The sequence below is a fragment of the Streptomyces sp. NPDC014882 genome (genome assembly GCF_043081325.1).
Taxonomy (GTDB): Bacteria; Actinomycetota; Actinomycetes; order Streptomycetales; family Streptomycetaceae; genus Streptomyces.
In genome coordinates, this window is the sequence record NZ_JBIBWL010000011.1 from 230,102 (window position 1) to 255,047 (window position 24,946).

Consider the following 24,946-nt stretch of genomic DNA (forward strand, 5'->3'; position numbering starts at 1 on the left):
ACGAGCGGTGCCGGCACCACCCGCCGGCGGGGGCGCCGCGTCAGCGCCCGTGTCAGCGCCCGTGTCAGGGGCGTGACCGGTCGGCGTCCGGCCCGGTGAGGAGAGTGGGAACATGACAAGTACGGCAATCGCAGTCACAGGACTGCGCAAGGCGTTCGGCGACAAGGCCGTGCTCGACGGCCTCGACTTCGATGTCGCCGCGGGCTCGGTCTTCTCCATGCTCGGCCCGAACGGCGCGGGCAAGACGACGACGGTGAACGTCCTGGCGACGTTGCTGAAGGCCGACGCCGGGACGGTGCGCGTGGCCGGGCACGACGTGGCCACCGAGACCCGGCAGGTCCGCGCGGCCATCGGGGTGACCGGTCAGTTCGCCGCGGTGGACGAGCTGCTGTCGGGCCGGGAGAACCTCCAGCTGATGGCGGACCTCAAGCGCGTGCGCTCCGGTGACCAGGTGGTCGCGCGGCTGCTGGAGCGGTTCGACCTGGTGGAGGCGGCGGACAAGATGTCGTCGACCTACTCCGGGGGCATGCGCCGCAAGCTGGACCTGGCGATGACGCTGGTCGGCAGCCCGCGGATCATCTTCCTGGACGAGCCGACGACGGGTCTCGACCCGCGCAGCCGGCGCACGATGTGGGGGATCGTCCGCGAGCTGGTGGCCGACGGCACCACCATCTTCCTCACCACCCAGTACCTCGAGGAGGCCGACCAGCTCGCCGACCAGGTCGTCGTCCTCGACCAGGGCCGGCTGGTCGCCCAGGGCACCCCCGAGGAGCTCAAGCGCCAGGTCCCCGGCACCCACGTCCGGCTCCGGTTCGCGGACCTCGACGAGCTCGACGCGGCGGCGCGGGTCCTGGCCGGGGCCACGAGGGACGACCAGGAACTGATCCTGCGGATGCCCAGCGACGGCCAGTCGAGGTCGCTGCGGGCCCTGCTCGACCGGCTCGACGAGCACGACATCAACGCCCAGGAGTTCTCCGTGCACACCCCGGACCTCGACGACGTCTTCCTCGCCCTGACCGGGCGCCCGAGCGCGGAGGCGGTCGCCCAGTGAGCAGTCTCTCGACGGCGATGGCCGACTCGGTGATCATGCTGCGCCGCAACCTGAAGCACACCCTGCGCAACCCGCTGGTGCTGTTCAACGCGGTCCTGTTCCCCATCGTGATCATGCTCATGTTCGTCAAGGTGCTCGGTGGCGCCTTCAGCGTCGGTGAGGAGTACATCGACTACGTGACGCCGGGGCTGCTCGTGATGGCCGTCAGCTACGGGCTGGGCTCCACCGCGGCGGCCGTGAACGACGACATGAGGAAGGGCGTCATCAACCGGTTCAAGGCCATGGACGTCTCCCGCGGCGCCGTGCTGACCGGGCAGGTCGTCGTCACCACGGTGCGCTGCCTGGTGGCCTGCACGGCCATCGTCGGGGTGGCCTTCGCGATGGGGTTCGACCCGGAGGCGAGCGCCCTGGACTGGCTCGGTGTGCTCGGTCTCGTCGTGCTGCTCACCTTCGCGACCAGCTGGCTCACCATCGCCCTGGGGCTGGCCGCGAAGACCGCGGAGTCGGCGGGCCTGGCCACCGTGCCGCTGATCATGCTGCCGTTCCTGAGCAGCGCGTTCGTGCCCGCGGACACCATGGGGGCCGGCGCGCGGCAGTTCGCGGAGTACCAGCCCTTCACCCCCATCATCGAGACGCTGCGCGGGCTGCTGGCGGGCGACCCGTCGAGCGGCGACGCGATCGCGGCCGTCGCCTGGTGCGTCGGGCTCACCCTCCTCGGGTACGTGTGGGCGGTGTCCACCTTCAAGAAGCGAGCGTGACCCCGACCAGCTGAGACCAGCCGGTCCGCGTCCCCTCCCGAGCCGCCTCGGCGAACCGCGCGTCGCCGAGGCGGCCGCGCGCGCTCCGCTCGATGCGGGCCGCGTCCGGGTGGGAACGGTCCTGCAGCCCGCGTACGTCCGTGCTCGCCGCGAGCAGCCGCGCGGCCTGCTCGTACTCGTCGCGGCGCAGTGCCAGGTCCGCGACCCCGACGAGGACCTGCGCGGTCAGCGGCGCGTACCGTGCCTCGGACGCCGCCTCGCAGGCCGCCGCGCGGTGCGCCCGGGACTCGTCGAGGTCGTCGGCGAGATAGCCGAGCAGGTCGTGCCGCACCGCGCGGATGTCCGCCCGCTCCGCCTCGTCGCCCAGTACGGCCGTCACGACACCGAGTTGCCGGTGCGCCTCCTCGGCGTCGCCGCCCCACCGGGCGAGCTCCGCCTTCGCGAGGGCCAGCTCGGCCAGCGCGTCCGGCCAGGTGACGCGCTCCGCGCGCCGCTGCGCCTCGGCGATGGCGGCGGCGGCGCCGGCCTCGTCGCCCAGCAGCCGGTACAGCTGCGCCTGCCGCGACCGCATCCGGATGACGTCCTCGGTGGTGCCGATCTCGGTGACGACCGCGATCGCCTCCTCGTAGTGCCCGCACGCACTCGCGAACTCGCCGCGCACGGCGATCCGGTCCGCCAGCTCGGTCAGGGCGAACGAGATCCCGAACCGCTCCCCGAGCGCCCGGAACTCGGTGAGCGCCCTCTCCAGGTGCGCGTCCGCGTCCCGCCCGTCCCGGCCGAGCATGATCCGCATCTTGCCCAGGTGCAGCCGGGCCAGGGCGCGCACCCAGGGGTCCTCGTTGTCGAGCAGCGGCTCGAACGCGGGCAGGAACGCGTCGGGCGCCTGCAGCATGCGTTCCAGCGCGGTGACGAGTCCCAGCAGCGGGGAGCGGTGCCCGCTGCGCCGGCTGAACCGGTACGCCTCGTGGATCCACCGCGCGGCCTGGCGCTCGTCGCCCCGCCCCGAGCTCACGAACAGGACGACCAGCGCGTACACCATGGCGCGGACCTCGTCGCTCACCTCGCCGGGCGTCCTGGTGGCCGTGGTGATCAGCTCGAAGCCCTCGGTCCGGTGCCCGCCGAGCCACCAGTACCAGCCCGCGCCCGCCGCGAGCCGCATCGCCGCCTGCGCCTCGCCCGCCGCGAGCGCGCCGCCCATCGCCGCGCCTATGTTGTCGTGCTCGGCCTCCAGCATGGCCAGCCACTCCAGCTGCTCGGCGCGGCGCAGGTGCGGCTCCGCGGTCTCGGCGAGCTCGGTGAAGTACGCCAGGTGGGCGCGGCGCGTCCGGTCCGATTCCCCCGCCTCCGCGAGCCGGTGCCGGGCGTACTCCCTGATCGTGCCGATCATGCGGTAGCGCGGGGCGCCGGCGCCCTCGGCGAGCAGCAGCGACTTCTCGGTCAGCGCGGTGAGCAGCTCCAGCACCTGCTCCTGCTCGACCACGCCGCCCGCGCAGACCCGTTCGGCCGCCTCCAGGCCCGCCCCGCCGGAGAACACCGAGAGCCTGCGCAGGACCACCCGCTCGGCGTGGGTGAGCAGCTCCCAGCTCCAGTCGACGGCCGCGCGCAGCGTCCTGTGCCGCGGCATCGCGGTCCGGCTGCCGCTGGTCAGCAGGCGGAACCGGTCGTCGAGCCGGTCGGCGAGCTGGTCGATGGACATGGTCCGCAACCGGGCCGCGGCCAGTTCGATCGCCAGCGGCATCCCGTCCAGCGTCCGGCAGACGCGCGCCATCGTCGCCAGGGTGCGGGCGTCGACCCAGAGATCCCGGCGCACCGCCCCGGTCCGGTCCCGCAGCAGCCGGACGGCCGGCGAGGCCTCGATCTCACCGGGTCCCGCGTCCCCCTCCGGAAGGGCCAGCGGCTCGACCAGCCACAGCGCCTCCCCGGTGATGCCGAGCGGTTCCCGGCTCGTCGCCAGGATCCGCAGCCGCCGGCACTCCCCGAGCACCCGGTGGGCGAACACCGCCGCGGCCTCGATCACGTGCTCGCAGTTGTCCAGGATCAGCAGCGCCTCCCGCTCGCGGACCGCGGCGACGAGCCGGTCCGTCAGCTCCGTGTTCGGGGCCCCGCCGAGCAGGGCGTCCCGGAGACCGAGCGCGGTGAGCGTCGACTGCGTCACGTCGGCCACGTCACCGTCCGCGCGGAGGCCGGCGAGCTCCACCAGCCAGACCCCGTCCGGCAGTCCGTCGAGCAGGGTGCGCGCGGTCTCCGTGGCCAGTCGGGACTTCCCCGAGCCGGCCGGCCCGATCACGGTGGTCAGCCGGTGCTCGGCGACGAGCCCGCGGACCGCGGCGACGTCGGCGTCCTTGCCGACGAAGGTGGTCAGCTCGGCGCGCAGGTTGGTCCTGCGGTCCGCCTCCCGCCGCCGCAGGCCCTGCCCCAGCTCGCCCCGCAGCAGCGCGACGTGCAGCGCGGCCAGCTCCGGCGAGGGGTCGACACCCAGCGCGTCGGCGAGGGCCTCCCTCGCCCGCTGGTACACCAGCAGCGCCTCGCTGTCGCGGCCGGCCGCGACGAGGGCGCGCATCAGCGCGGCGACGAGCCGTTCCCGCACCGGGTGCGCGGCCACCAGGTCGGTCAGCTCCGGGACCGCCTCCGCACCGCGCCCGAGGGCGACCTCCGCGTCGAACCGCTCCTCCGCGGCGGCCAGGCGCAACCCCTCGAGCCGGACGACCGCGGCGTCGAACGCGGCGCCGTCCTGCACACCGACGTCCTGCAGGGCCGCACCGCGCCACAGCCCGAGGGCCTCGCGCAGGAGCCGCACACGCCGGGAGACGTCCTCGCCGCCGGCCCGGCCGGCGGCGAGGAGGCGCTCGAACCGCACGGCGTCGACGGCGTCGGGCTCCACCGTCAGCCGGTAGCCGTCCGGCTGCCCCTCCACCACCCCGTCCGGAAGGGCCTTCCGCAGCCGGGAGACCAGGCGCTGCAGGGCGTTCGCCGCGTCGGCGGGCGGGTGTTCCCCCCAGATCCAGTCGACGAGCGACGCCTTCGGAACCACGTGCCCCGGTTTGAGCGCCAGGGCGATCAGCAGTCCGCGCAGTCGCGCGCCCGGCACGTCGACCAAGCCGCCGTCGTCCCCGCGCACCTCGAATGGACCCAGCACCTTGATCTGCACGCGCTGATTTTGCCACGGGCGTTCACGGCGGGCACCCAACCGTCCGCGCCCCGCGCGAGGTTGCCGTGGAGCCGCGGCCGGACCGGCGCCGACGGGAGGTGCGGACGGGGGCGCGGACGGGGGCGCGGGCGGAGGCGCGGGCGGGGGCGCGGGCGGTTCCCGGTCCCGCGGCGCGTCCCCGTCAGGGAGCGGGCGCGTACGGAGCGGCGGGGCGAGGACCGCGGAGGCGGTGCGGGCGCGGACCTGCCGGCGGCGGCGTCATCCGGCGAGGTCCCGAGCCGGGGCGGCCGGGGCGGCCGGGGCGGCGGTGGGGGCGGCCGGCGTACCGGCCGGCCGGCCGTCGGGCCCCGCCGTCCCCCGCGCGGTGAAGGCCGCCAGGTCCTGGAGGACGGCCCGGGCCACCTCGCGCTCCCGGGACTGCAGGTAGAAGTGGCCGCCGTCGAAGAGCCTGGCCGTCCACCGCCCGGTCGTGTAGCCGGCCCACTTCCCGAGGCCGTCGCGCGACACACCCGCGTCCTTCGTCCCGCGGTAACTGCTGATGGGACACCCGACCCGGTGGCCGGCATGGTCCCGGTAGGTCTCCACCGCCCTGAAGTCGGCACGCACCGAGGGGAGCACGGTGGCCAGGAGTTCCCTGTCGGCCAGCAACGCGGGCGGTGTGCCCGCGAGTTCGGCCAGGTGCCCGGTGAGGCGCTCGTCGTCCATGGTGTGCACCCCCCGGTCGGACGGGACGGACGGGGCGGCCCGGCCCGAGACGACCAGCCCCACGAGGGGGCGGCCCCGGCGCCGTTCGAGCCGCAGCGCCACCTCGTACGCCAGGAGGGAGCCCATGCTGTGCCCGAAGAGGGCCAGCGGCCGGTCCCGCCAGGGCAGCAGGGCGTGCGCGATCCGGTCCGCCAGCTGCCGGAGATCCCCCAGGGCGGGCTCGGCCAGCCGGTCCTGCCGGCCCGGGTACTGCACGATCAGCACCTCGGCCGCGGCGGACAGCTCCGCGGAGAGGGGAAGGTGGGCCGACGCCGAACCCCCGGCGTGGGGGAGGCAGACCAGGACGGGGCCGTCGCCTCCGGGATCGTGGAACTGCCGGATCCACGCGTTGTGCACGGTGGCGTGACGGCGTGTGACGGTCATCGTTCCTCCCTCGCGTTCCCGTGCGGTCGTCCCGCCGGGGCCGGCCCGCGGACCGCGCCGCCCTCACGCGGCCCCGCGGCTCATTCCCGGAGTTCGAGCGTGCAGCACTTGACGCTGCCCCCGGCCTTCAGCAGTTCGGTCAGATCGGCGCCGACGGGATGGTAGCCGCGCTCGCGCAGCTGTGCCGCGAGACCGGTGGCCGCCCGCGGCAGGACGACGTTGCGGCCGTCCGACAGCGCGTTGAGGCCGAACACGGCGGCGTCGGCCTCCCCGGCCAGGATCGCGTCCGGGAACCGCTCGGCCAGCACGGCCCGGCTCTGCGGGGAGAACGCCGCCGGGTTGTACATGATCTCGTCGTCCCCGAGCACGGCCAGGGCCGTGTCGAGGTGGTAGAACCGCGGATCGACGAGGGACAGGCTGATCACGGGGCGCCCGAAGAACTCGCGCACCTCGTCGTGGGCCCGCGGGTCGGAGCGGAAACCGGTGCCGGCCAGGATCTCCCCGCCGGTGCAGAGGAAGTCGCCCTCGCCCTCGTTGACGTACTCCGCCTGCCGGACCGTGGACCAGCCGCCGCGGCCGAACCACTCCAGGTAGGCCGCGGACTCGTCCCTGCGCTGGGGGTGCCGGAAGCGCGCGACGAGCACCTTGCCGTCCACCACGACGGCGCCGTTCGCGGCGAAGACCATGTCGGGAAGCCCCGGCACCGGCTCGATCAGCCGCACGTCGTGGCCCAGACCGACGAACGTCTCGAACAGCTGCTTCCACTGGGCCAGTCCCGTCTCCGCCGAGGTGGGGCGGTCCGGGTCCATCCACGGATTGATCGAGTACGTGACGTCGAAGTGCGTGGGGCGGCACATCAGATAACGCCGAGGCGCTGCCGTCCGCTGTTCCTGCGTCGTCCGTTCCGGCTGTACGTGAGGCACCTGGAGTCCCTTCTGTCGGCGGAACGCCGAGAATTCCTGAGTTGGTTCCGGCACGGTTCCGGGAGGGGAAGCGGAGTGCCGGACCGGCGCTTCTGGCGGCCGGCCCGGCATTTCGGGGGAAGGAGGATCGCCCTGCCCGTGCGCTGCGATTTCCAGCGGGAACCGGTCCCCGGTCCATGTGTCCGGGGACGGTGTCGGCCAGGAACATACACCCGGGAAATCGCCTCCCCGGTGAAAGCGGCCGCGGGAATCAGCCGCGGGACCAGTCGCGGGAATCGACCGCGGGAATCGACCGGAGCGTGCGGGCACCCCCTTGCTGTCCCGTCGACGGGACGGGTGCAGCCCGGCGGGGCGTCCGCACCGCCATCTCTTGCCCTGCGTTTCCCCGGCCACTTAGCTTGGCGTCAGGTTCCCGGGCGCACCGTCCGAAGCGGCGGCCCAACCGGCCGCCCGCCCCGGTTCCGGCCGGGACGGGACCGCTTCCCGCCCCGGGACCGATGACACCGCGTCACCGGCCGGCCGCCGGACGACAGGCACCGAACGCCTGTGGACGGCGCCGGCCCGCAAACCCGCCGCCCCGCTCCCGACCCCGTCCGGTCGACCCCGTCCGACCCCGTCCGGCCGGCACCGTCCGGCCGGCACCGGACATCACCGGCACGGCGTGATCCGAAGAGAAACGGCGTGATCCGAAGAGAACACGAGACGTCCGTCCGGCCGTTCGCGGAATCCATCCCGTCGGCGGGACGGCGGAAAAGGCCCGGGCGGCCGTCGCGGCGGTGACGGTCAGGCGACGGAGCCGATGACGACGCGGGCGGGAATTCCCGTCCGGCGGAGACAAGGAAAGGCTGGCGATGGAATCGTGGCCGCGGGTCCACCGGCGAGGTGGACAGGACGAGACACCGGAACCGCACACCGCGCCCCCGGGTGCGCCGGCGTCACTCGTGCGGGAGATATCGGCGCTGTGGGGGGAACACCTCGACGGCCAAGAGGTCGGTCCGGACGACGACTTCTTCGCGCTCGGCGGCAACTCGCTGATCGGCATCAAGATCATCGACCGGGTGTCCCGGGACTACGGCGTCGGACTGTCCGTGCGCGCCTTCTACCTGGCACAGACCCCGGCCCGGGTCGCCGAGCTGATCGAGCAGGGGAGGGCGCGGACGTGAGGTTGACGCCGGGTGCCGCACGCGACCTCGACCTCGACCTCGACCGCGTCGACCTGTTCGACCTGGACCTCTACACCTCGGGCGACCCGCACCCGGTCTGGGACGTGATGCGGGCGAAGGCGCCCCTGCACCACCAGGTCCTCCCGGACGGCCGGGAGTTCTGGTCGGTGACCCGCTACGACGACGTCTGCCGGGTGCTCGGCGACCACCGGGAGTTCACCTCGGAGCGCGGCACGGTGGTCACCCACCTCGGGGTGGACGACGTCGCGGCGGGCAGGCTGCTGACGTCCACCGACCCGCCGCGGCACACCCAGGTCCGCCGGGCCATCGGCGCCACGCTCACCGCGCGGGCGGTGGCGCCCTGGGAGGACCGGATCCGGCAGGCGATCGTGCGCTTCCTCGAGCCGGCGCTCGACGGCGGCACCTTCGACCTGGCCGAGCGGGCGCTGCTCCTGCCGGCCATCGTCACGGGCCCGTTGCTGGGGATCCCCGAGCGGGACTGGGCCGAACTCGTCCAGCTCACCGCGATGGTGACGGCCCCCTCGGACCCGCACTTCCGGCACGGCGGCGAGGCCGCGACGCTGGCCATCGCCCACCACGAGCTCGTCACCTACGTCACCGAGTGGGTGAAGCGGCGACGGTCGGCCGGGGGCGAGGACGGCAGCCTCCTCGACCACCTCATGACCGCCCGCGCGGGGGACGAGCCGCTGACCGACGAGGAGATCGCCCTCGACGGCTACAGCATCCTCCTGGGCGCCAACGTGACCACGCCGCACACCGTCTCGGGCACCGTGCACGCCCTCATCGAGCGGCCCGAGCAGTTCGCGAAGGCGCAGGCCGACCCGTCGCTGGTCCCGAACCTCGTCGAGGAGGGACTGCGCTGGACGTCGGCCGCGTGCAACTTCATGCGGTACGCGGTGGACGACGTCCGCATCGGCGGGGGCACGGTCCCGGCCCGCGGGGCGGTCGTCGCGTGGATCGGGTCGGCCAACCGGGACGCGTCCCGGTTCACCGACCCGCACGAGTTCGACATCACGCGGGAGGGCGCGAAGCGCCAGATCGCGTTCGGGTTCGGGCCGCACTTCTGCGTCGGGGCGCCGCTGGCCCGGCTGACCCTGCGCGTCTTCTTCGAAGAACTGCTCCGGCGGTTCGGATCGATCGAGCTCGACGGCGAACCGCAGCACCTGCGGTCGTACTTCATCGCCGGGATGACCCACCTCCCCGTCGTCGCCCAGAAACGAAAGACGCCATGACCTCCGGATCCACCGCCGCCGCGTCCCCGTGGTTCGTCCGGCCGCCGGCCGCCGGCCACCCGGCCCGGATCTTCTGCTTCCCCTTCTCCGGGTCCGGGGCCTCGGCCTTCAGCGCCTGGCCGGCCGCGATCGACGGCGTGGAGGTCTGCCCGGTGCAGTTCCCCGGCCGTGAGAACCGGCTGGCCGAGCCCCACTACGGCACCTACGAGCGCCTGGCCGCCGACCTGGTCGACCCCCTGGTGCCGCTGCTCGACCGGCCGTTCGCGTTCTTCGGGCACTGCGCGGGCGCGCTGCCCGCGTACGAGACCGCGGTCCGGCTCGCCGAACTCGGCCTGCCCGGCCCGGACCGCCTCTTCGTGTCGGGCCAGCCGGCACCGCACGACGCCGCACGCGACCGGATGCTCACCCTGACCGAGCCCGAACTGCGCGCCGAGGTCGAGTCGTTCCTGCGCGGCCGGGGCGTCGAGCCGCGGCCGGACATGGTCGACCTCGGCCTCATGGTGCTGCTCCGCGATCACGCCGCCGCGGGCGCGTACCGGCGGGAGGAGCCGGTCGCGCTGCCGTGCCCCGTCGTCGTCCTGCACTGGCGGGACGACCCCGACGTGAGCCTCGACGCGCTCCAGGGGTGGCGCCGGTACGCGGACTCCGTCGAGTTCCGGGTCGTCGACGGCGGCCACTACGACTTCATGGACGCGCCGGACGAGCTGCGGAAGCTGCTGACCCGTTGGCGGTGAGGGCGGTTCCGCCCGCGAGAGCCGTACCCCGAGGGAACCGGAAGGAAATCGTATGAGTGGTGCAGCCACCGGCATCGCCGTCATCGGGATGTCGTGCCGCTTCCCCGGCGTGCGCGACCCGGAGGAGTTCTGGCGCCTGCTGCTCGACGGGAGGTCGACCCTCGGCACGTTTCCCGGGCACCGGGCCGCCGACGCGAACCGCACGCCCCACCCCGACGCCGCCACCCTCGACGCGGGTTCGTTCCTCGATTCCGTCGACGGGTTCGACGCGGAGTTCTTCGGAACGTCCCCGGCGGAGGCGGCCGCCATGGACCCCGTGCAGCGGCTGGGGCTGGAACTCGCCTGGGAGGCCGTCGAGGACGCCGGTGTCCCGGCGGCCGCGCTCGCGGGCCGCGAGATCGACGTCGTGGTCGGCGCCGCGCCCTCGGGGTACGAGCTGCTGCGCAGGCTGTCCGGCAGCGACCGGGACGACCACTACGCCGCGCTCGGTTCGAGCGGCGCGCTGGTCGCGAACCGGATCTCGCGCCTGTTCGACGTCCGCGGAATGAGTTTCTGCGCGGACTCGGGCCAGTCCTCCTCCCTCGTGTCGCTGGCGCTGGTGTGCGAACGGATACGCGGCGGCGCGGTCGACATGGCGATCGCGGGCGGCGTGCACCTGATCGTCGATCCGGACGCGGGACTCGGCCTGGCGAACCTGGGCGCCCTCTCCCCCGACGGCCGCTGCTTCCCCTTCGACGAACGGGCCAACGGGTTCGTCCGGGGGGAGGGCGGAGCGTTCGTCCTGCTGAAGCGGCTCGACCTCGCGATCGCCGACGGCGACCACGTCTACGCGGTGGTCCGGGGCTGGGGCGTCGGCAACGGCGGCGCGTCCTCCCGGATGCCGGACCCCAGCCCCGGCGGGCAGGCGGCAGCCGTGCTGTCCGCCCTCGGGCGCGCGGCCGTCCCGTTCGACGGCGTCGACTACGTCGAGGCCCACGGCACCGGCACACGGCTCGGGGACCCGGCCGAGCTGGCCGGCCTGCGCGAGGTGTTCCGGGAGACCGGCCGGAGCCGCCCCCTGGTGATCGGCTCGGTGAAGGCGAACGTCGGGCACCTGGAGCCGGCCGCGGGGATCGTCGGCTTCGTGAAGGCGGCGCTCTGCGTGGACCGCGCCCACCTGGTCCCGAATCCGAACTTCCGGTCCCCGAACCCCGCCGTCCCGGACTTCCCGGAGCACTTCGAGGTGCTCCGGGCCGCGCGGCCCTGGCCCGGAGCCCCGGGCCGGCCGCGGCGCGCGGGGGTGTCGTCGGTCGGGATGGGGGGCACCACCGCGCACGTCGTCCTCGAACAGGCCCCCGGGCAGCGGGCGCACCCCCGTGCCGCGGAGCCGGCCTCCGCGGGCGTCTTCGGGGTGGTGCCGTGGGTGCTGTCGGCGCGCACGGAGCCGGCGCTGCGGGAACAGGCGACACGGCTGTGGGACCTCGTGGTCGCGGACGCGTCGCTGTCGACGGCCGACGTGGGACACGCGCTGGTGTCGGCGCGGTCGTCGTTCGAGCACCGGGCGGTGGTGCTCGGCGCCGGCCGCGAGGAGGCGCTGGCCGGTCTCGACCTGGTGGCGGCGGGCGGCGGTTCGGCGCGGACGGTCCGCGGGACGGCCGCGGAGCCGGCGGGCCCGGTCGTCTTCGTGTTCCCCGGCCAGGGATCGCAGTGGCCGGACATGGGAAGGCGGCTGTACGCGGAGTCGGAGGTGTTCGCGCGCGCGATCGACGCGTGCGCGCGTGCCCTGGAACCGTGGCTGGACTGGTCACTGGTGGACCTGGTGACCGGCGCGGAGTCGGCGCCGTCGCTGGAGCGCGGGGACGCCGTGGTCCAGCCGGCGCTGTTCGCGATGATGGTGTCCCTGGCACGGCTGTGGCGCTCGCTGGGAGTGGTCCCCGACGCGGTGGTGGGGCACTCGCAGGGAGAGATCGCCGCGGCGTGCGCGGCGGGCGCGATCTCCCTCGAGGACGCGGCGCGGATCGTCGCCCTGCGCAGCCGGGCGCTGACCGAGCTGGCCGGCCTGGGCGGCCTGAGCGCGGTGGCCGCGCCCCTCGCCTGGGTCGAGGACCGGCTGGGGCGGTGGGCCGGGCGGCTCTCCGTGGGGGCGGTCAACGGGCCGGCCTCCGTGGTGGTCTCCGGGGACCTCGAGGCACTGGACCAGTTCGCCGCGGCGGCCGCCGGTGACGGTGTCCGGATGCGCAGGGTCAGGATCGCGTACGCGTCGCACTCCCACCAGGTCGAACGCATCCGCGACCGGGTGCTCGAGGCCACCTCGGGCGTCTCGGCGCGCAGGTCGGAGGTGGAGTTCCACTCCACGGTCACCGGGGGGCCGCTCGACACGCGGCGGCTCGACGGCTCGTACTGGTACGACAACCTGCGTTCGACGGTGCGTTTCGGCGAGGTCGTCGAAGGCCTGATGCGGGACCGCGGCGGCGTGTTCGTGGAGGTCAGTCCGCACCCGGTGCTCGCGGTGGCGATGGAGGAGACCGCCGACGCGCTGGCGGTCTCGCCGGTGGTGGTGGGCACCCTGCACAGGGACGACGGGAGCGCGGGGAAGGTCCTGGCGTCGCTGGCCGAGCTGTACGTGCGCGGTGTGCCGGTGGACTGGGGGGCGGCGTTCGCCGCGGGCCGGCCGCGCCGGATCGGCCTGCCGGCCTACCCCTTCCAACGGCAGCGGTACTGGCTGACCGCGCCCGACGACGCCGGCGCCGTGGGCCCGGGCTCCTCCGGACCCGCGGGCGGGCGGGGCGCGCACACCCCCACGGCGGACCTGGGTTCGCAGCGGGCGGTCCGCGACCTGGTGTGCGCCGAGACGGCGGCGGTGCTGAGCGCGAAGGGCACGGACCTGACGGGCGCCGACCTCGCGGCGAGGTCGGCCGAGACCTTCAAGGACCTGGGTTTCGACTCGTCGATGGCCGTGCGGCTCCGCAACCGGCTCACCGCGGCGGCCGGTGTGCGGCTCCCGGCCACCGTCGCGTTCACCTACCCGACCCCGCGGGCGCTCGGTCACCACCTCTTCTCCCTCCTCGCGCCGCGGACGCCCGGAGCCCCGGAGACCCCGGCGGCCCCGGCGGCCCCGGCGGCCCCGGCCGCCCGGACGGCCCCGGAGACGGCGGAGGCGGCGGAGGAAAAGCCCCTGGAAAGTCGCAGTGACGACGATCTGTACGAACTGATCGACCGCGGCTACGTATGACCGCGCCTGTTCTTCTGAGCAACTTTTCTTGGGGGAGGCCCTGGTGGAGGACGTCGACAAGCTCCGGTCCTACTTGCGCCGCGCCGTCGGCGACGCGCAGGCCCTGCGCGAGCGGGTGCGCGAGCTGGAGGAGTCCGCTCGCGAGCCCGTCGCGGTCGTGGGCGTGGGATGCCGCTTCCCGGGCGGGGTGACGTCCCCCGAGGGGCTGTGGGAGGTCGTGTCCGACGGGGTGGACGCGATGGGCGACTTCCCGGCGGACCGCGGGTGGGACGTGGACGCGCTCTACGACCCGGATCCCGGGGCGCACGGGAAGACGTACACGCGCTCGGGAGGGTTCCTGGCCGGTCTCGCGGAGTTCGACCCGGCGTTCTTCGGGATCAGCCCGCGAGAGGCGCTGGCGATGGATCCGCAGCAGCGGCTGATGCTGGAGACGTCGTGGGAGGCGCTGGAACGGGCGGGCGTCGACCCGGCCGCGCTGCGGGGCTCGGCGACCGGGGTGTTCACCGGGATCTACGGGGTCGACTACGGCCCGCGGATGGGCGGCGGGGCGGCCGGCGAGGTGGAGGGCTTCGCGATCACGGGGACGTACACCAGCGTGGCCTCGGGCCGGGTGGCGTACGTGCTGGGTCTGGAGGGCCCGGCGGTGTCGACCGACACCGCGTGCTCGTCGTCGCTGGTCGCCGTCCACCAGGCGGTGCGGTCCCTGCGCTCCGGTGAGTGCACCCTGGCGCTGGCCGGCGGCGTGTCGGCCATGCCGACCCCGGGGATGTTCGTGGAGGTCGCCCGGCAGCGGGGGCTGTCGGCCGACGGCCGGTGCAAGTCGTTCGCGGAGGCGGCCGACGGGACCGGCTGGGGCGAGGGCGCGGGCGTGCTGGTGCTGGAGCGGCTGTCGGACGCGCTGCGCCACGGGCGCCGGATCTGGGCGGTGATCCGGGGTTCGGCGGTCAACCAGGACGGGGCGTCCAACGGACTGACCGCGCCGAGCGGACTGGCGCAGCAGCGGGTCGTCCGGGCGGCCGTGGCCGATGCCGGGCTGTCGCTCGGCGACGTGGACGCGGTGGAGGCGCACGGGACCGGCACGCGGCTGGGCGACCCCATCGAGGCGGAGGCGCTGCTGGCCACCTACGGGCAGGACCGGGATCCCGGCGACCCGCTGTGGCTGGGCTCGCTGAAGTCGAACATCGGACACACGCAGGCGGCCGCGGGCGTCGGCGGCATCATCAAGATGATCATGGCGATGCGGCACGGGGTGCTGCCCAGGACGCTGCACGTGGACCGGCCGACGACGCACGTGGACTGGTCGGCGGGGGCGGTGCGGCTGCTGACCGAGGCCAGGGCATGGCCCAGTGCACCGGGACGGCCCCGGCGCGCGGGCGTGTCGTCCTTCGGGGTCAGCGGCACGAACGCGCACCTCGTTCTCGAGCAGGCCCCGGAGGGGTCCGGCCAGGCCCCCGAGGGGTCCGGCCAGGCTCCCGAGGGGTCCGGCCGGGCGACCGGGGACGAGGACGCCCCGGCCCGTCCGGCCGGTGACGGGGACCCCGTCACCGGGCAGGCGCCCGCCGGTTCCCCCGGGGCGGTGCCGTGGGTGCTGTCGGCGCGGTCGGCGGACGCGCTGCGGGAGCAGGCGCTGCGACTGCGGGACGTCGTGGCCGCGGACCCGGACCTGCCGGTCGGGGAGGTGGGGCACGCGCTGGTGGCGACGCGGTCGCTGTTCGAGCACCGCCACGTGGTGATCGGTGCGGACCGGGACGGGCTGCTCGCCGGCCTGACCGCCGCGGCCGAGGGGGCCAGGAACCCCGCCGGCGTGGTCTCCGGCGTCGCGAAGCCGGTGGGCAGGACGGTGTTCGTGTTCCCGGGCCAGGGATGGCAGTGGGCGGGGATGGGGCGGGAGCTGTGGGAGTCGAGCCCGGTCTTCGCCGAGCAGATGCGCGCGTGCGCGCGGGCGCTGGAGCCGTGGGTGGACTGGTCGCTGGCCGACACCGTGCGCGGCGGCCCGCGGGCGGCGGACCTGGACCGGATCGACGTCGTCCAGCCGGTGCTGTTCGCGATGATGGTGTCGCTGGCGCGGGTGTGGCGTTCGCTGGGGGTGACACCGGACGCGGTGATCGGCCACTCCCAGGGCGAGATCGCCGCGGCCTGCGTCGCCGGGGCCCTGTCCCTGCCGGACGCGGCCAGGATCGTGGCCCTGCGCTCCCGGCTGCTGGCCACGTGCACCGACGACGGCGGCTTGGCCGGGATCGTGGCGCCCGAGCACCGGGTGCGGGAACTGCTGGAGCGGACGGGGTCCGGGGCCGTGATCGCCGCGGTCAACGGCCCGTACTCGACGACGGTCTCGGGCGGGGCCGCGGCGGTCCGGGAACTGATCGACACCTGCGAGTCCGAGGGCGTCCGCGCGCGGTGGATCCCGGCGAGCGTTCCCGGCCACTCGCCGCTGATGGACCGGTTCGAGGACCGGTTCCGGGACGAGCTGGGCGAGATCACCCCCGCGGCCTCGCCGGTGGAGTTCTGCTCGACGGTGACCGGCGATCTGCTCGACACCGCGGAGCTGGACGCGGCCTACTGGTTCCGCAACCTGCGGGAGCCGGTCCGGTTCGAAGCCGCCATGAGGTGCCTGCTCACCCCGGAGCGCAGCGCGTTCGTCGAGGTCAGCCCGCACCCGCTGCTCACGATCAACATCCAGGAGATGCTCGACGCCACCCCCGCCGCCGACGGGGTGGTGGTGGGTTCGCTGCGCCGCGGCGACGGCGGCCTCGCCCGGTTCCACCGGTCGGTGGCCGAGGCCTTCGTGGCGGGCGTCGCGGTGTCGTGGGAGGCGGCGCTCCCGCCCCGGGAGGGCCGGTGGGTCGAGTTGCCCACGTACGCCTTCCAGCGGCAGCGCTACTGGCTGGACACGCCCGCCGAGACCACCGCCGGGACCACCGCCGGGAGCACGTCGGCCGGGGAGCCGGCCGAGCCGGGCTTCGACCACCGGGACGCGCTGTTCCGGGTGGACTGGGTGCCCCTCCCGGTGCCGTACGGGCGGACCGCGGACCCGTACGCGGTGCTGGGCACGGACCCGTACGCGGTGCCGGGCGCGGACGCCTCCCACGCCCCTCGGGCGGCGGGGGAGCCCGACGCGGTCACCGCGTCCCCGGGACGGGGCGCGGCGGTCCTCGCCGGCCTCGGCGAACTCGCCGCCTCCGGCCGGGCGGTCCCCCCCGTCGTCATCGCCGAGGTCGACCCGGCGGACGCGGGCGCCGACGACACCCCCGCCGCCGTCGAGCGCACCCTCCACCGCGTGCTGCGGTGGACGCGGGACTGGCTCTCCGACGACCGGTTCTCCGGCTCGCGCCTGGTCGTCGTGACGCGGGGGGCGGTCCACGACGACCAGGTCCCCCGCACCGACCCCGTGGCGGCGGCGGTCTGGGGATTCGTCCGCACCGCGCAGACCGAGAACCCGGGCCGGTTCACGCTCGTGGACACGGACGGCCGGCCCGACTCGTGGGCGGCCGTCCCGGCGGCGGCCGCGACCGGGGAACCCCAGCTCAGGATCCGGGCCGGTGCCGTGTCCACCCCGCGACTGGCCCCCGTCCCCGACGCGTCCGCCGGCCGCGGCCCCCTCGGCGGCACGGCGGACCGGCCGGGCCTCGGCTCCGGAACGGTGCTGATCACGGGGGGCACCAGCGGCCTGGGGGCGCTGCTGGCCCGGCACCTCGTGGAGCGGCACGGGGTGCGCCGGCTGCTGCTGGCCGGCAGGCGGGGGCCGGCGGCTCCGGCGGTGGCGGGCCTGCGGGCGGAGCTGACCGCGGCGGGGGCGCACGTCGAGGTCGTGGCGTGCGACGTCACGCACCGCGAGTCCGTCGCCCGGCTGATCGCCGGGGTGCCGGACGAGCACCCGCTGACGGCGGTCGTCCACTGCGCGGCCGCGCTGGACGACGGGGTCGTCGAGGCGCTGACCGAGGACCGCGTGGACGCGGTGCTGGCGCCGAAGGCGCACGGCGCCTGGTACCTGCACGAGCTGACCAGGCACCTGGACCTGTCCGCGTTCGTGCTGTTCTCCTCGATCGCGAGCGTGCTCGGGACGGCGGGGCAGGCCAACTACGCGGCGGCCAACGCGTTCCTCAACGGACTGGCGGAGGCCCGCCGCGCCGAGGGACTGGCCGCCCGCTCGCTGTGCTGGGGCTACTGGGCGGAGCGCAGCGAGCTGGGCGCCGGCCTCGGTGAGGCGGACCTCGTGCGCCTGCGGCGGCAGGGCGTGCGGCCGATGGCCTCGCACGAGGGGCTCGCGCTCTTCGACGCGGCGCTCTCCCGCGACGAGCCGGTGCTGGTGCCGGCGCGCCTGGACCTGCCGGCACCGGGTGCGTCGCCCGCCGACCGGGCGGACTCGCCGCTCCTGCGCGCCCTGGCCGGGGCGCCCGCCGCCGGCGGCCCGGGGAACCGGGAGGCCGCCGCCGCCGGCATCGCGCAGCGGATCGGATCGCTGCCGAGGGCCGACGCGGAGGCGCTGCTGCTCGACGCCGTCCGGGCGCAGACCGCGATCGTCCTCGGCCACGCCGACACCGGCCTGGTCGGCCCCGGTACGGCGTTCAAGGACCTCGGGATCGACTCGCTCATGGCGCTGGAGCTGCGGAACCGGCTGACGGCCGTGACCGGCCTGAAGCTGCCCGCCACGCTCGCGTTCGACCACCCGAACCCGGGCGGCGTCGCGCACTTCCTGGCCGCGGGCCTCACCGCCGGATCCGGACCCGGCGGTGATCCGGAATCCCCGGCCGACCGCCTGACCAAGGAGATAGCGGGGCTGGGCGCCCGGCTGGAGGACGCGTTCCGCGACCTCGCGGACGAGGACAAGGCCACCGTCTCCACGCTGCTCGGCGAGTTGCAGGGCCGCGTCCGCTCGATGGCGGGCGACGGATCACCGGTCGGCATCGTCGACCGGATCAGTTCGGCATCAGCTGGAGAGCTTCTCTCGCTGCTGGACGAAGAGCTCGGCTAAGGGGAGAGCGATGACGAACGACGACAACGCCGATGTTCTCGACTACCTCAAGCGGACGTCGATCGAGCTGATCGAGACGCGCCGGCGCCTGCGCGAGCTGACGGAGGCCGCCGCCGAGCCCGTCGCGGTCGTGGGCGTCGCCTGCCGCTTCCCGGGCGGGGTGACGTCCCCGGAGTCGCTGTGGGAACTGGTGCGGACGGGCGGGGACGCGGTGTCGGACCTCCCGGACGACCGCAACTGGGACCTGGAGGCCCTGTACGACCCGGATCCGGACCGGCCGAACACCTGTTACGCGCGCGCCGGCGGCTTCCTGTACGACGCGGGCGACTTCGACGCCGAGTTCTTCGGCATCAACCCGCGCGAGGCGCTGGCCGCCGACCCGCAGCACCGGTTGCTCCTCGAGACCTCGTGGGAGTCCCTGGAACGGGCCGGCATCGACCCGCGGACCCTGCACGGCACCGACACCGGTGTCTTCGCCGGTCTGGCCTACTTCGGGTACGGCAACCACTTCTCCACCCCCGAGAGCGTCTCGGGCTACGGGCAGACCGGTTCCCTGCTGAGCATGGCGTCCGGGCGCGTGGCGTACGCGCTGGGCCTGGAGGGCCCGGCGGTGTCGACCGACACCGCGTGCTCGTCGTCGCTGGTGGCGGTGCACCAGGCGGTCCGGTCGCTGCGGCAGGGCGAGTGCGCGCTGGCCCTGGCCGGGGGCGTCACCGTCATGGGGACGACGCAGGTGCTGCGGGAGATGTCGCGGAACCGGGGCCTGGCGGCGGACGGCCGGTGCAAGGCGTTCGCCGACGCGGCGGACGGCACCGGATTCGCGGAGGGCGTCGGGGTCCTGGTGCTGGAGCGGCTGTCGGACGCGCGGCGCAACGGGCGCCGGATCTGGGCGCTGATCCGGGGCTCGGCGGTCAACCAGGACGGGGCGTCCAACGGACTGACCGCGCCGAACGGCCCGGCGCAGCAGCGGGTGATCCGGGCGGCGCTGGCGGACGCCCGGGTGCGGGCGGCCGACGTGGACGTGATGGAGGCCCACGGGACCGGTACGACGCTGGGCGATCCGATCGAGGCGCAGGCGGTGCTGGCCGCCTACGGGCAGGACCGGGATCCCGGCGACCCGCTGTGGCTGGGCTCGCTGAAGTCGAACATCGGCCATGCGCAGGCGGCCGCGGGCGTCGGCGGCATCATCAAGATGATCATGGCGATGCGGCACGGGGTGATGCCCAGGACGCTCCACGTGGACCGCCCGACGCGGCACGTGGACTGGTCGGCGGGGGCGGTGGAACTGCTGACCGAGGCCAGGGCGTGGCCCGGCGCACCGGGACGGCCCCGGCGGGCCGGCGTGTCCGCCTTCGGGGCCAGCGGCACCAACGCGCACCTGATCCTGGAGGAGGCACCCGCGCAGGAGGAGGCGTCCACGGAGGAGGCGGCGCCCGGCACCGCGGGCCTGGTGCCGTGGGTCGTGTCGGCGCGGTCGGAGGGGGCGCTGCGCGCGCAGGCGGAGAAGCTGCGCGACTTCGCCGCCGCCGACGCGGACCTGGACGTCGCCGACGCCGGCTGGTCGCTGGTGTCCGGCCGGGCGCGGTTCGAGCACCGTGCCGTGGTGCTGGGGCGGGACCGGGACGAACTGCTCGGCGGGCTGGCGTCGTTGAGCGAGGGCGTGGAGTCCGCCGGGGTGGTGCGCGGTGTCGCCGGCGACCTCGGCGGAACGGTCTTCCTGTTCCCGGGGCAGGGCTCGCGGTGGGTCGGTGCGGCGCGCCGGCTGTACGACGCCTTCCCCGTCTTCGCGCGGAGCCTCGACGAGGTCTGCGAACGCTTCGACGCCCACCTGCCCTTCGCCCTGAAGCCCCTGCTCCTCGCCGACGCGCCCGCCGGGGACCCGGCCCGGCGGACCGACGTCGCGCAGCCGGCGCTGTTCGCCCTGCAGGTCGCCCTGTACCGGCTCGTCGCGCGGTACTGCGGGCAGCCGGACCTGCTGATCGGCCACTCGGTCGGCGAGATCGCCGCCGCCCACGTGTCCGGCGCCCTCGGCCTGGACGGCGCGACCAGGCTCGTGGCCGCCCGCGGGCGGGTCATGCAGAAGGTCACCGAGCGCGGCGCGATGCTGGCGGTGCGCGCTTCCGAGGACGACGTGAGGGCCCTGCTCGGCCCGTACGGCCGCGTCGGCGTCGCCGCCGTCAACGGCCCGGAATCGGTGGTGGTCTCGGGCGACCGCGACGAGGTGCACGCCCTCCGGGACCGGCTCGTCGCCGGCGGCACGTCGGCGAAGCCGCTCGAGGTCGACCACGCGTTCCACTCCCCGCTCATGGAGCCGGTCCTGGAGGAGTTCGCCGCGTCGATCGGCGAACTGCCCGCGGGCCGCACGTCGGTCCCGGTCGTCTCGACCAGGCTGGGACGCGTGGCCACGCCCGAGGAGCTGACGTCCGTCGCGCACTGGGTGGACCACGTCCGCGCCCCCGTCCGCTTCTTCGACGCGGTGGAGTGCGCCCGCGAGGCGGGGGCGGGCGTCTTCCTCGAGGTGGGGCCGGGAGCGACCCTCACGGGCATCACCAAGGAGGCGTTCGCCGCCCGGGGCGTGGACGACGCGCTGGTCCTGTCGTCGTCGCGGCGGGACCGCGGGGCGGTGGAGGCGCTCGTCGATGCGCTGGCCCACCTGCACGTCCGGGGCGGGTCCGTGGACTGGGAGGCGCTGTTCGGGGCGCGCCGGCGGGTGGACCTCCCGACGTACGCGTTCCAGCGGCGGCGCTACTGGCTGGACTTCCTCGCCGGGACGCGCACGGCGGACGTGGCCTCGGCCGGTCTCTCGGCCCCGGAGCACCCGTTGCTGGGCGCCGTGGTGGACCACCCCGGCACCGGCGAGGTGGTGTTCACCGGCCTGTGGTCCCTGCGGACCCACGACTGGCTGGCCGACCACGGCGTGTTCGGCGCGGTCGTCGTACCGGCGACGGCCTACCTGGACCTGGCGCTGTGGGCGGGCGACTTCGCCGGGTGCGCGACGGTCGAGGACCTCTCCCTGGAGGTTCCCCTGGTCCTCCCCGCCTCGGACGACGTGCGGGTGCGGATCGCCGTCGGCGCGGCGGACGGGACGGGGCGCCGCTCCCTGGACGTGTACTCGCGTCCCGCCGGGGACGGGCGGACGGACGGCGGCTGGACCCGGCACGCGACGGGGAGCCTGGCACCGGGCACCGCGCCGGCGGCCCCGCGGGCCGATGACGCGCGCTCGCTCGCCGTGTGGCCGCCGGCCGGGGCGCGGCGGCTCGACATCGACGGTCTGTACGACTCGTTCGCGGACGCGGGTTTCGCCTACGGTCCGGCGTTCCGCGGGCTGCGCGAGGTGTGGCGGCGCGGTGACGACCTCTTCGCGACGGCCACGCTGCCGACGACCGCCGACGGTCCGGCCGCCGGCGGTCCGGCCGGGTTCGCCCTGCACCCGGCGCTGCTGGACTCCGTGCTGCACGCGGTGGTGGCCGGCGGCGTCCTCGAGGTCAGCGGCGACCAGGGGTGGATGCCCTTCTCGTGGTCCGGGGTGGAGCGGACCGGGGAGTGCGGCCCGACCGTGAGGATCCGGGTCGTGCGGGCCGGTGACGGGGCCGTGTCGGTGACGGTCGCCGACGGGCACGGCCGCGAGGTCGCCCGCATAGGGGCGCTGGCGTTCCGGCCCGCGAGCGCCGAGCAGGTGCGCGCGGCGCGCGGCGGGGACGAGCGGTCGCTGTACGAACTGCGGTGGCGACCGGTCCGGCGGGGCGAGCGGGAGACCCACCGCGGACCGTGGGGCGTGCTCGGCGCGAAGGACGGCCTGGCCGCCCGGCTCCTGGAGGCGGCCGGCGAGGGGGCCGGCGGGGGGGCCGTGTTCCACGCGTCCCTGGACGACGTCCTCTCCGCGCGGGTGCCCCGGCACGTCGTCCTCTGCCTGGACGACCTCGCCGCCGACGGCACCGGTCCGCTCGCCGCGGCCGGCGGCGCGGACGCGCACGTGCTGGGGCTGGTCCAGCGCTTCCTGGCCGAGGAGCCCCTCGCCGGATCCACCCTGGTGGTCCTCACCCGGCTGGCCTGCGACACCGGGGGAGGGGAGCGCGTCGAAAGCCTCCCCGGCGCGTCGGTGTGGGGCCTGATCCGGTCCGCCCAGACGGAGCACCCCGGCAGGTTCCGGCTGGTGGACATCGACGACGACGCGGCGTCCCGGGCGTGCTTCCCGGACGTGCTCGCCCTCGGTGAGGACCAACTCGCCCTGCGCGGAGGCGCGTACCTCGTGCCCCGCATGACGGCGGCCGCACGCCCGCACCACCGGATCGAACCGCCGGCGGCCGGCGCGCACCGGCTGGGCATCACGGACCGGGGGACCCTGGAGAACCTGACCTGGATCCCCTGCCCCGAGGTGGAGGAACCCCTCACGAGCGGTCAGGTGCGCCTCTCCGTCCACGCCGCGGGGCTCAACTTCCGGGACGTCACGATCGCCCTGGGCCTGGTGGAGCGGACGGCCATCGACGCCGGGCTCGGCAGCGAGGGCGCCGGCGTCGTGCTGGAGGTGGCGGACGACGTCACCGGTCTCGCACCGGGCGACCGGGTGATGGGCCTCTTCTCCGGCGCCTTCGGCCGCGTGGCCGTGGCGGACCACCGCATGCTCGTGCCCGTCCCGGACGGATGGAGCCACACCGAGGCGGCGTCCGTGCCGGGCGCCTTCCTCACCGCGTACCACGGCCTCTTCCGCGTGGGGAACCTGCGGAAGGGCCAGCGGGTCCTCGTCCACGCCGCGGCGGGCGGCGTGGGGACGGCCGCCGTCCAGCTGGCCCGGCACGCCGGTGCCGAGGTCTACGCGACCGCGAGCCCGGCCAAGTGGCCCGCCCTGCGCGCCCTGGGACTGGACGACGCGCACCTGGCGTCGTCGCGGGACCTGGAGTTCGCGGACAGGTTCCTGGACGCCACGGACGGCCGCGGGGTGGACGTCGTCCTGAACTCCCTCGCCCACGAGTTCGTCGACTCCTCGCTGAGGCTGCTCCCCGGGGGCGGCGCCTTCGTCGAGATGGGGAAGACGGACATCCGCGACCCCCGGCAGGTGGCGGCCGACCACCCCGGAGTCGACTACCGGGCCTTCGACCTCTACGAGGCGGGCCCGGACGCGATCCACGAGATGTTCCGCGCCGTCATGGAGCTGTTCGCCGACGGGCGGGCGCGCCTGGGCCCGGTCTCCGTCCACGGCATCCGTGACGCGCGCAAGGCGTTCCGCGAGATGAGCCGGGGCCGGCACGTCGGGAAGATCGTCTTCGACACGGGCAGCGGCTTCGGCGGCGGGACCGTGCTGGTCACCGGCGGGACCGGGGGAGTGGGCGCGCTGGTGGCGCGGCACCTCGTCGCCGAGCACGGCGTGCCGAGCCTGGTCCTGGCGAGCCGCCGGGGCACGGCGGCCGACGGGGTCGCGGAACTGGTCGCGGACCTGGAGGGGGCGGGCGCGCTCGTCCGGGTCGTGGAGTGCGACGTCGCGGACCGTGACGCCGTGGCGAAGGTCCTCGCGGACATGCCCACCGCCCACCCGCTGACGGCGGTCGTGCACGCGGCGGGCGTCCTGGCGGACGGCACCGTCGAGTCGCTGACCCCGGAGAGCTTCGACCGCGTGCTGCGCGCCAAGGCCGGCGGCGCGCTCCACCTGCACGAGCTGACCGCGGGACACCACCTCTCGGCGTTCGTCCTGTTCTCCGCCCTCGCGGGCACGCTCGGCACCGCGGGACAGGCCAACTACGCCGCGGCGAACGGGTTCCTGGACGGTCTGGCGGCGCGGCGCAGGGCGTCCGGCCTGGTCGGCACGTCGCTGTGCTGGGGCTGGTGGGGACAGAGCAGCGGCATGACCGCGGACCTCGACGAGGTCGACCTCTCGCGGGTCCGGCGCCTCGGCGTCGCCCCGATGCCCACGCCCGAGGCGCTGGCCCTGTTCGACGCGGCGTGCGCGCTCGACAAGCCCGTGCTGATCCCGGCCCGGCTGGACCTCTCCGCGCTGCGGGACAGGAGCGGTGACGAGTTGCCGCCCCTCCTGCGCGACCTCGTCCGGGGCGACGGCCCGCGCCGGAACCGCCCGGGCCGGGCCGGGGAGGGCGGTCCCCCCGCCCTGCCCGCCCGGCTGGCCGTCCTCGGGCGGGACGAGGGGGAGGCGCTCGTCCTCGACTGGGTCCGCGAGCAGGCCGCCGTCGTGCTCGGGCACCCGTCCGGCGCGGCCGTCGAGGCCGACCAGGCGTTCACCCACCTCGGGTTCGACTCGCTGACGTCGGTCGAACTGTGCAACCGCCTGGCGTCCTCGACCGGACTGCGCCTGCCGTCCACCCTCGTCTTCAGCTACCCGACCCCGCGCGAGCTGGGCGCCCACCTGTGCGGCCTGCTCCGCCCGCAGCCGCGGACGGGCCCGCACGAGGACGAGGAGATCCGGGAAGTGCTGCGGACCGTCTCGATCGACGGCCTGCGCCGCGCGGGCCTCCTGGAACCGGTCCTGGCGTGCGCCGGACCGGCCCGGCCGGACGCCGGCGGGCGGCCGGCGGACGCGGACACCGCCGCGGCCGGACTGGACGGCATGGACCTGGAAGCACTCGTCGGCCTGGTTCTTGATGAGAAGGGTGAGTGAC

The 24,946-nt window shown here is 75.3% G+C and carries 11 protein-coding genes; 8 read left to right on the forward strand and 3 right to left on the reverse strand.

Features of this window, described 5'->3' with window-relative positions; genetic code table 11:
- Positions 1-112 precede the first annotated feature (112 nt).
- The gene (locus ACF09K_RS24595; protein WP_392246716.1) at positions 113-1,051 is read left to right on the forward strand and encodes an ATP-binding cassette domain-containing protein; all 939 of its coding nucleotides are present in this window, start codon (positions 113-115) and stop codon (positions 1,049-1,051) included.
- Positions 1,048-1,809 (forward strand): ABC transporter permease, encoded by a 762-nt coding sequence (locus tag ACF09K_RS24600; RefSeq protein WP_392246718.1) that lies wholly within the window; start codon positions 1,048-1,050, stop codon positions 1,807-1,809. Before ACF09K_RS24595 ends, ACF09K_RS24600 begins: the two co-directional genes overlap by 4 nt.
- Here ACF09K_RS24600 and ACF09K_RS24605 read toward each other — a convergent pair.
- From ACF09K_RS24605 to ddaH, 3 genes are all read right to left on the reverse strand, one after another.
- Positions 1,793-4,957: a BTAD domain-containing putative transcriptional regulator gene (locus ACF09K_RS24605; protein ID WP_392246720.1), complete on the reverse strand. Its 3,165-nt coding sequence runs from the start codon at positions 4,955-4,957 to the stop codon at positions 1,793-1,795. The two genes, ACF09K_RS24600 and ACF09K_RS24605, sit on opposite strands and share 17 nt — an antisense overlap.
- A 258-nt stretch (positions 4,958-5,215) precedes the next feature.
- Complete coding sequence (locus tag ACF09K_RS24610) at positions 5,216-6,085, reverse strand: thioesterase II family protein (RefSeq protein WP_392246722.1); 870 nt, start codon at positions 6,083-6,085, stop codon at positions 5,216-5,218.
- Between the two features lie 80 nt (positions 6,086-6,165).
- Positions 6,166-7,008 (reverse strand): dimethylargininase, encoded by an 843-nt coding sequence (ddaH, locus tag ACF09K_RS24615; protein WP_392246724.1) that lies wholly within the window; start codon positions 7,006-7,008, stop codon positions 6,166-6,168.
- Between the two features lie 941 nt (positions 7,009-7,949).
- On the opposite strand from ddaH, the gene ACF09K_RS24620 reads away from it, so the two are divergent.
- The 6 genes from ACF09K_RS24620 to ACF09K_RS24645 are packed head-to-tail and all read left to right on the forward strand — an operon-like array spanning position 7,950 to position 24,945.
- The gene (locus ACF09K_RS24620; RefSeq protein WP_392246725.1) at positions 7,950-8,171 is read left to right on the forward strand and encodes a phosphopantetheine-binding protein; all 222 of its coding nucleotides are present in this window, start codon (positions 7,950-7,952) and stop codon (positions 8,169-8,171) included.
- Positions 8,168-9,424: a cytochrome P450 gene (locus ACF09K_RS24625; RefSeq protein ID WP_392246726.1), complete on the forward strand. Its 1,257-nt coding sequence runs from the start codon at positions 8,168-8,170 to the stop codon at positions 9,422-9,424. The genes ACF09K_RS24620 and ACF09K_RS24625 overlap by 4 nt, the downstream gene beginning before the upstream one ends.
- A complete protein-coding gene (locus tag ACF09K_RS24630; protein WP_392246728.1) occupies positions 9,421-10,158 on the forward strand; it encodes a thioesterase II family protein in 738 nt (245 codons plus the stop codon). The genes ACF09K_RS24625 and ACF09K_RS24630 overlap by 4 nt, the downstream gene beginning before the upstream one ends.
- Before the next feature lie 52 nt (positions 10,159-10,210).
- Positions 10,211-13,369 carry a type I polyketide synthase gene (locus ACF09K_RS24635; RefSeq protein WP_392246730.1) on the forward strand — a complete coding sequence of 1,053 codons (3,159 nt, stop codon included), beginning with the start codon at positions 10,211-10,213 and terminating at the stop codon, positions 13,367-13,369.
- Positions 13,370-13,397: 28 nt separating this feature from the next.
- Positions 13,398-18,341: an SDR family NAD(P)-dependent oxidoreductase gene (locus ACF09K_RS24640; protein ID WP_392246732.1), complete on the forward strand. Its 4,944-nt coding sequence runs from the start codon at positions 13,398-13,400 to the stop codon at positions 18,339-18,341.
- A 10-nt stretch (positions 18,342-18,351) separates the two neighbouring features.
- Positions 18,352-24,945 (forward strand): type I polyketide synthase, encoded by a 6,594-nt coding sequence (locus ACF09K_RS24645; protein WP_392246733.1) that lies wholly within the window; start codon positions 18,352-18,354, stop codon positions 24,943-24,945.
- Position 24,946 lies beyond the last annotated feature (1 nt).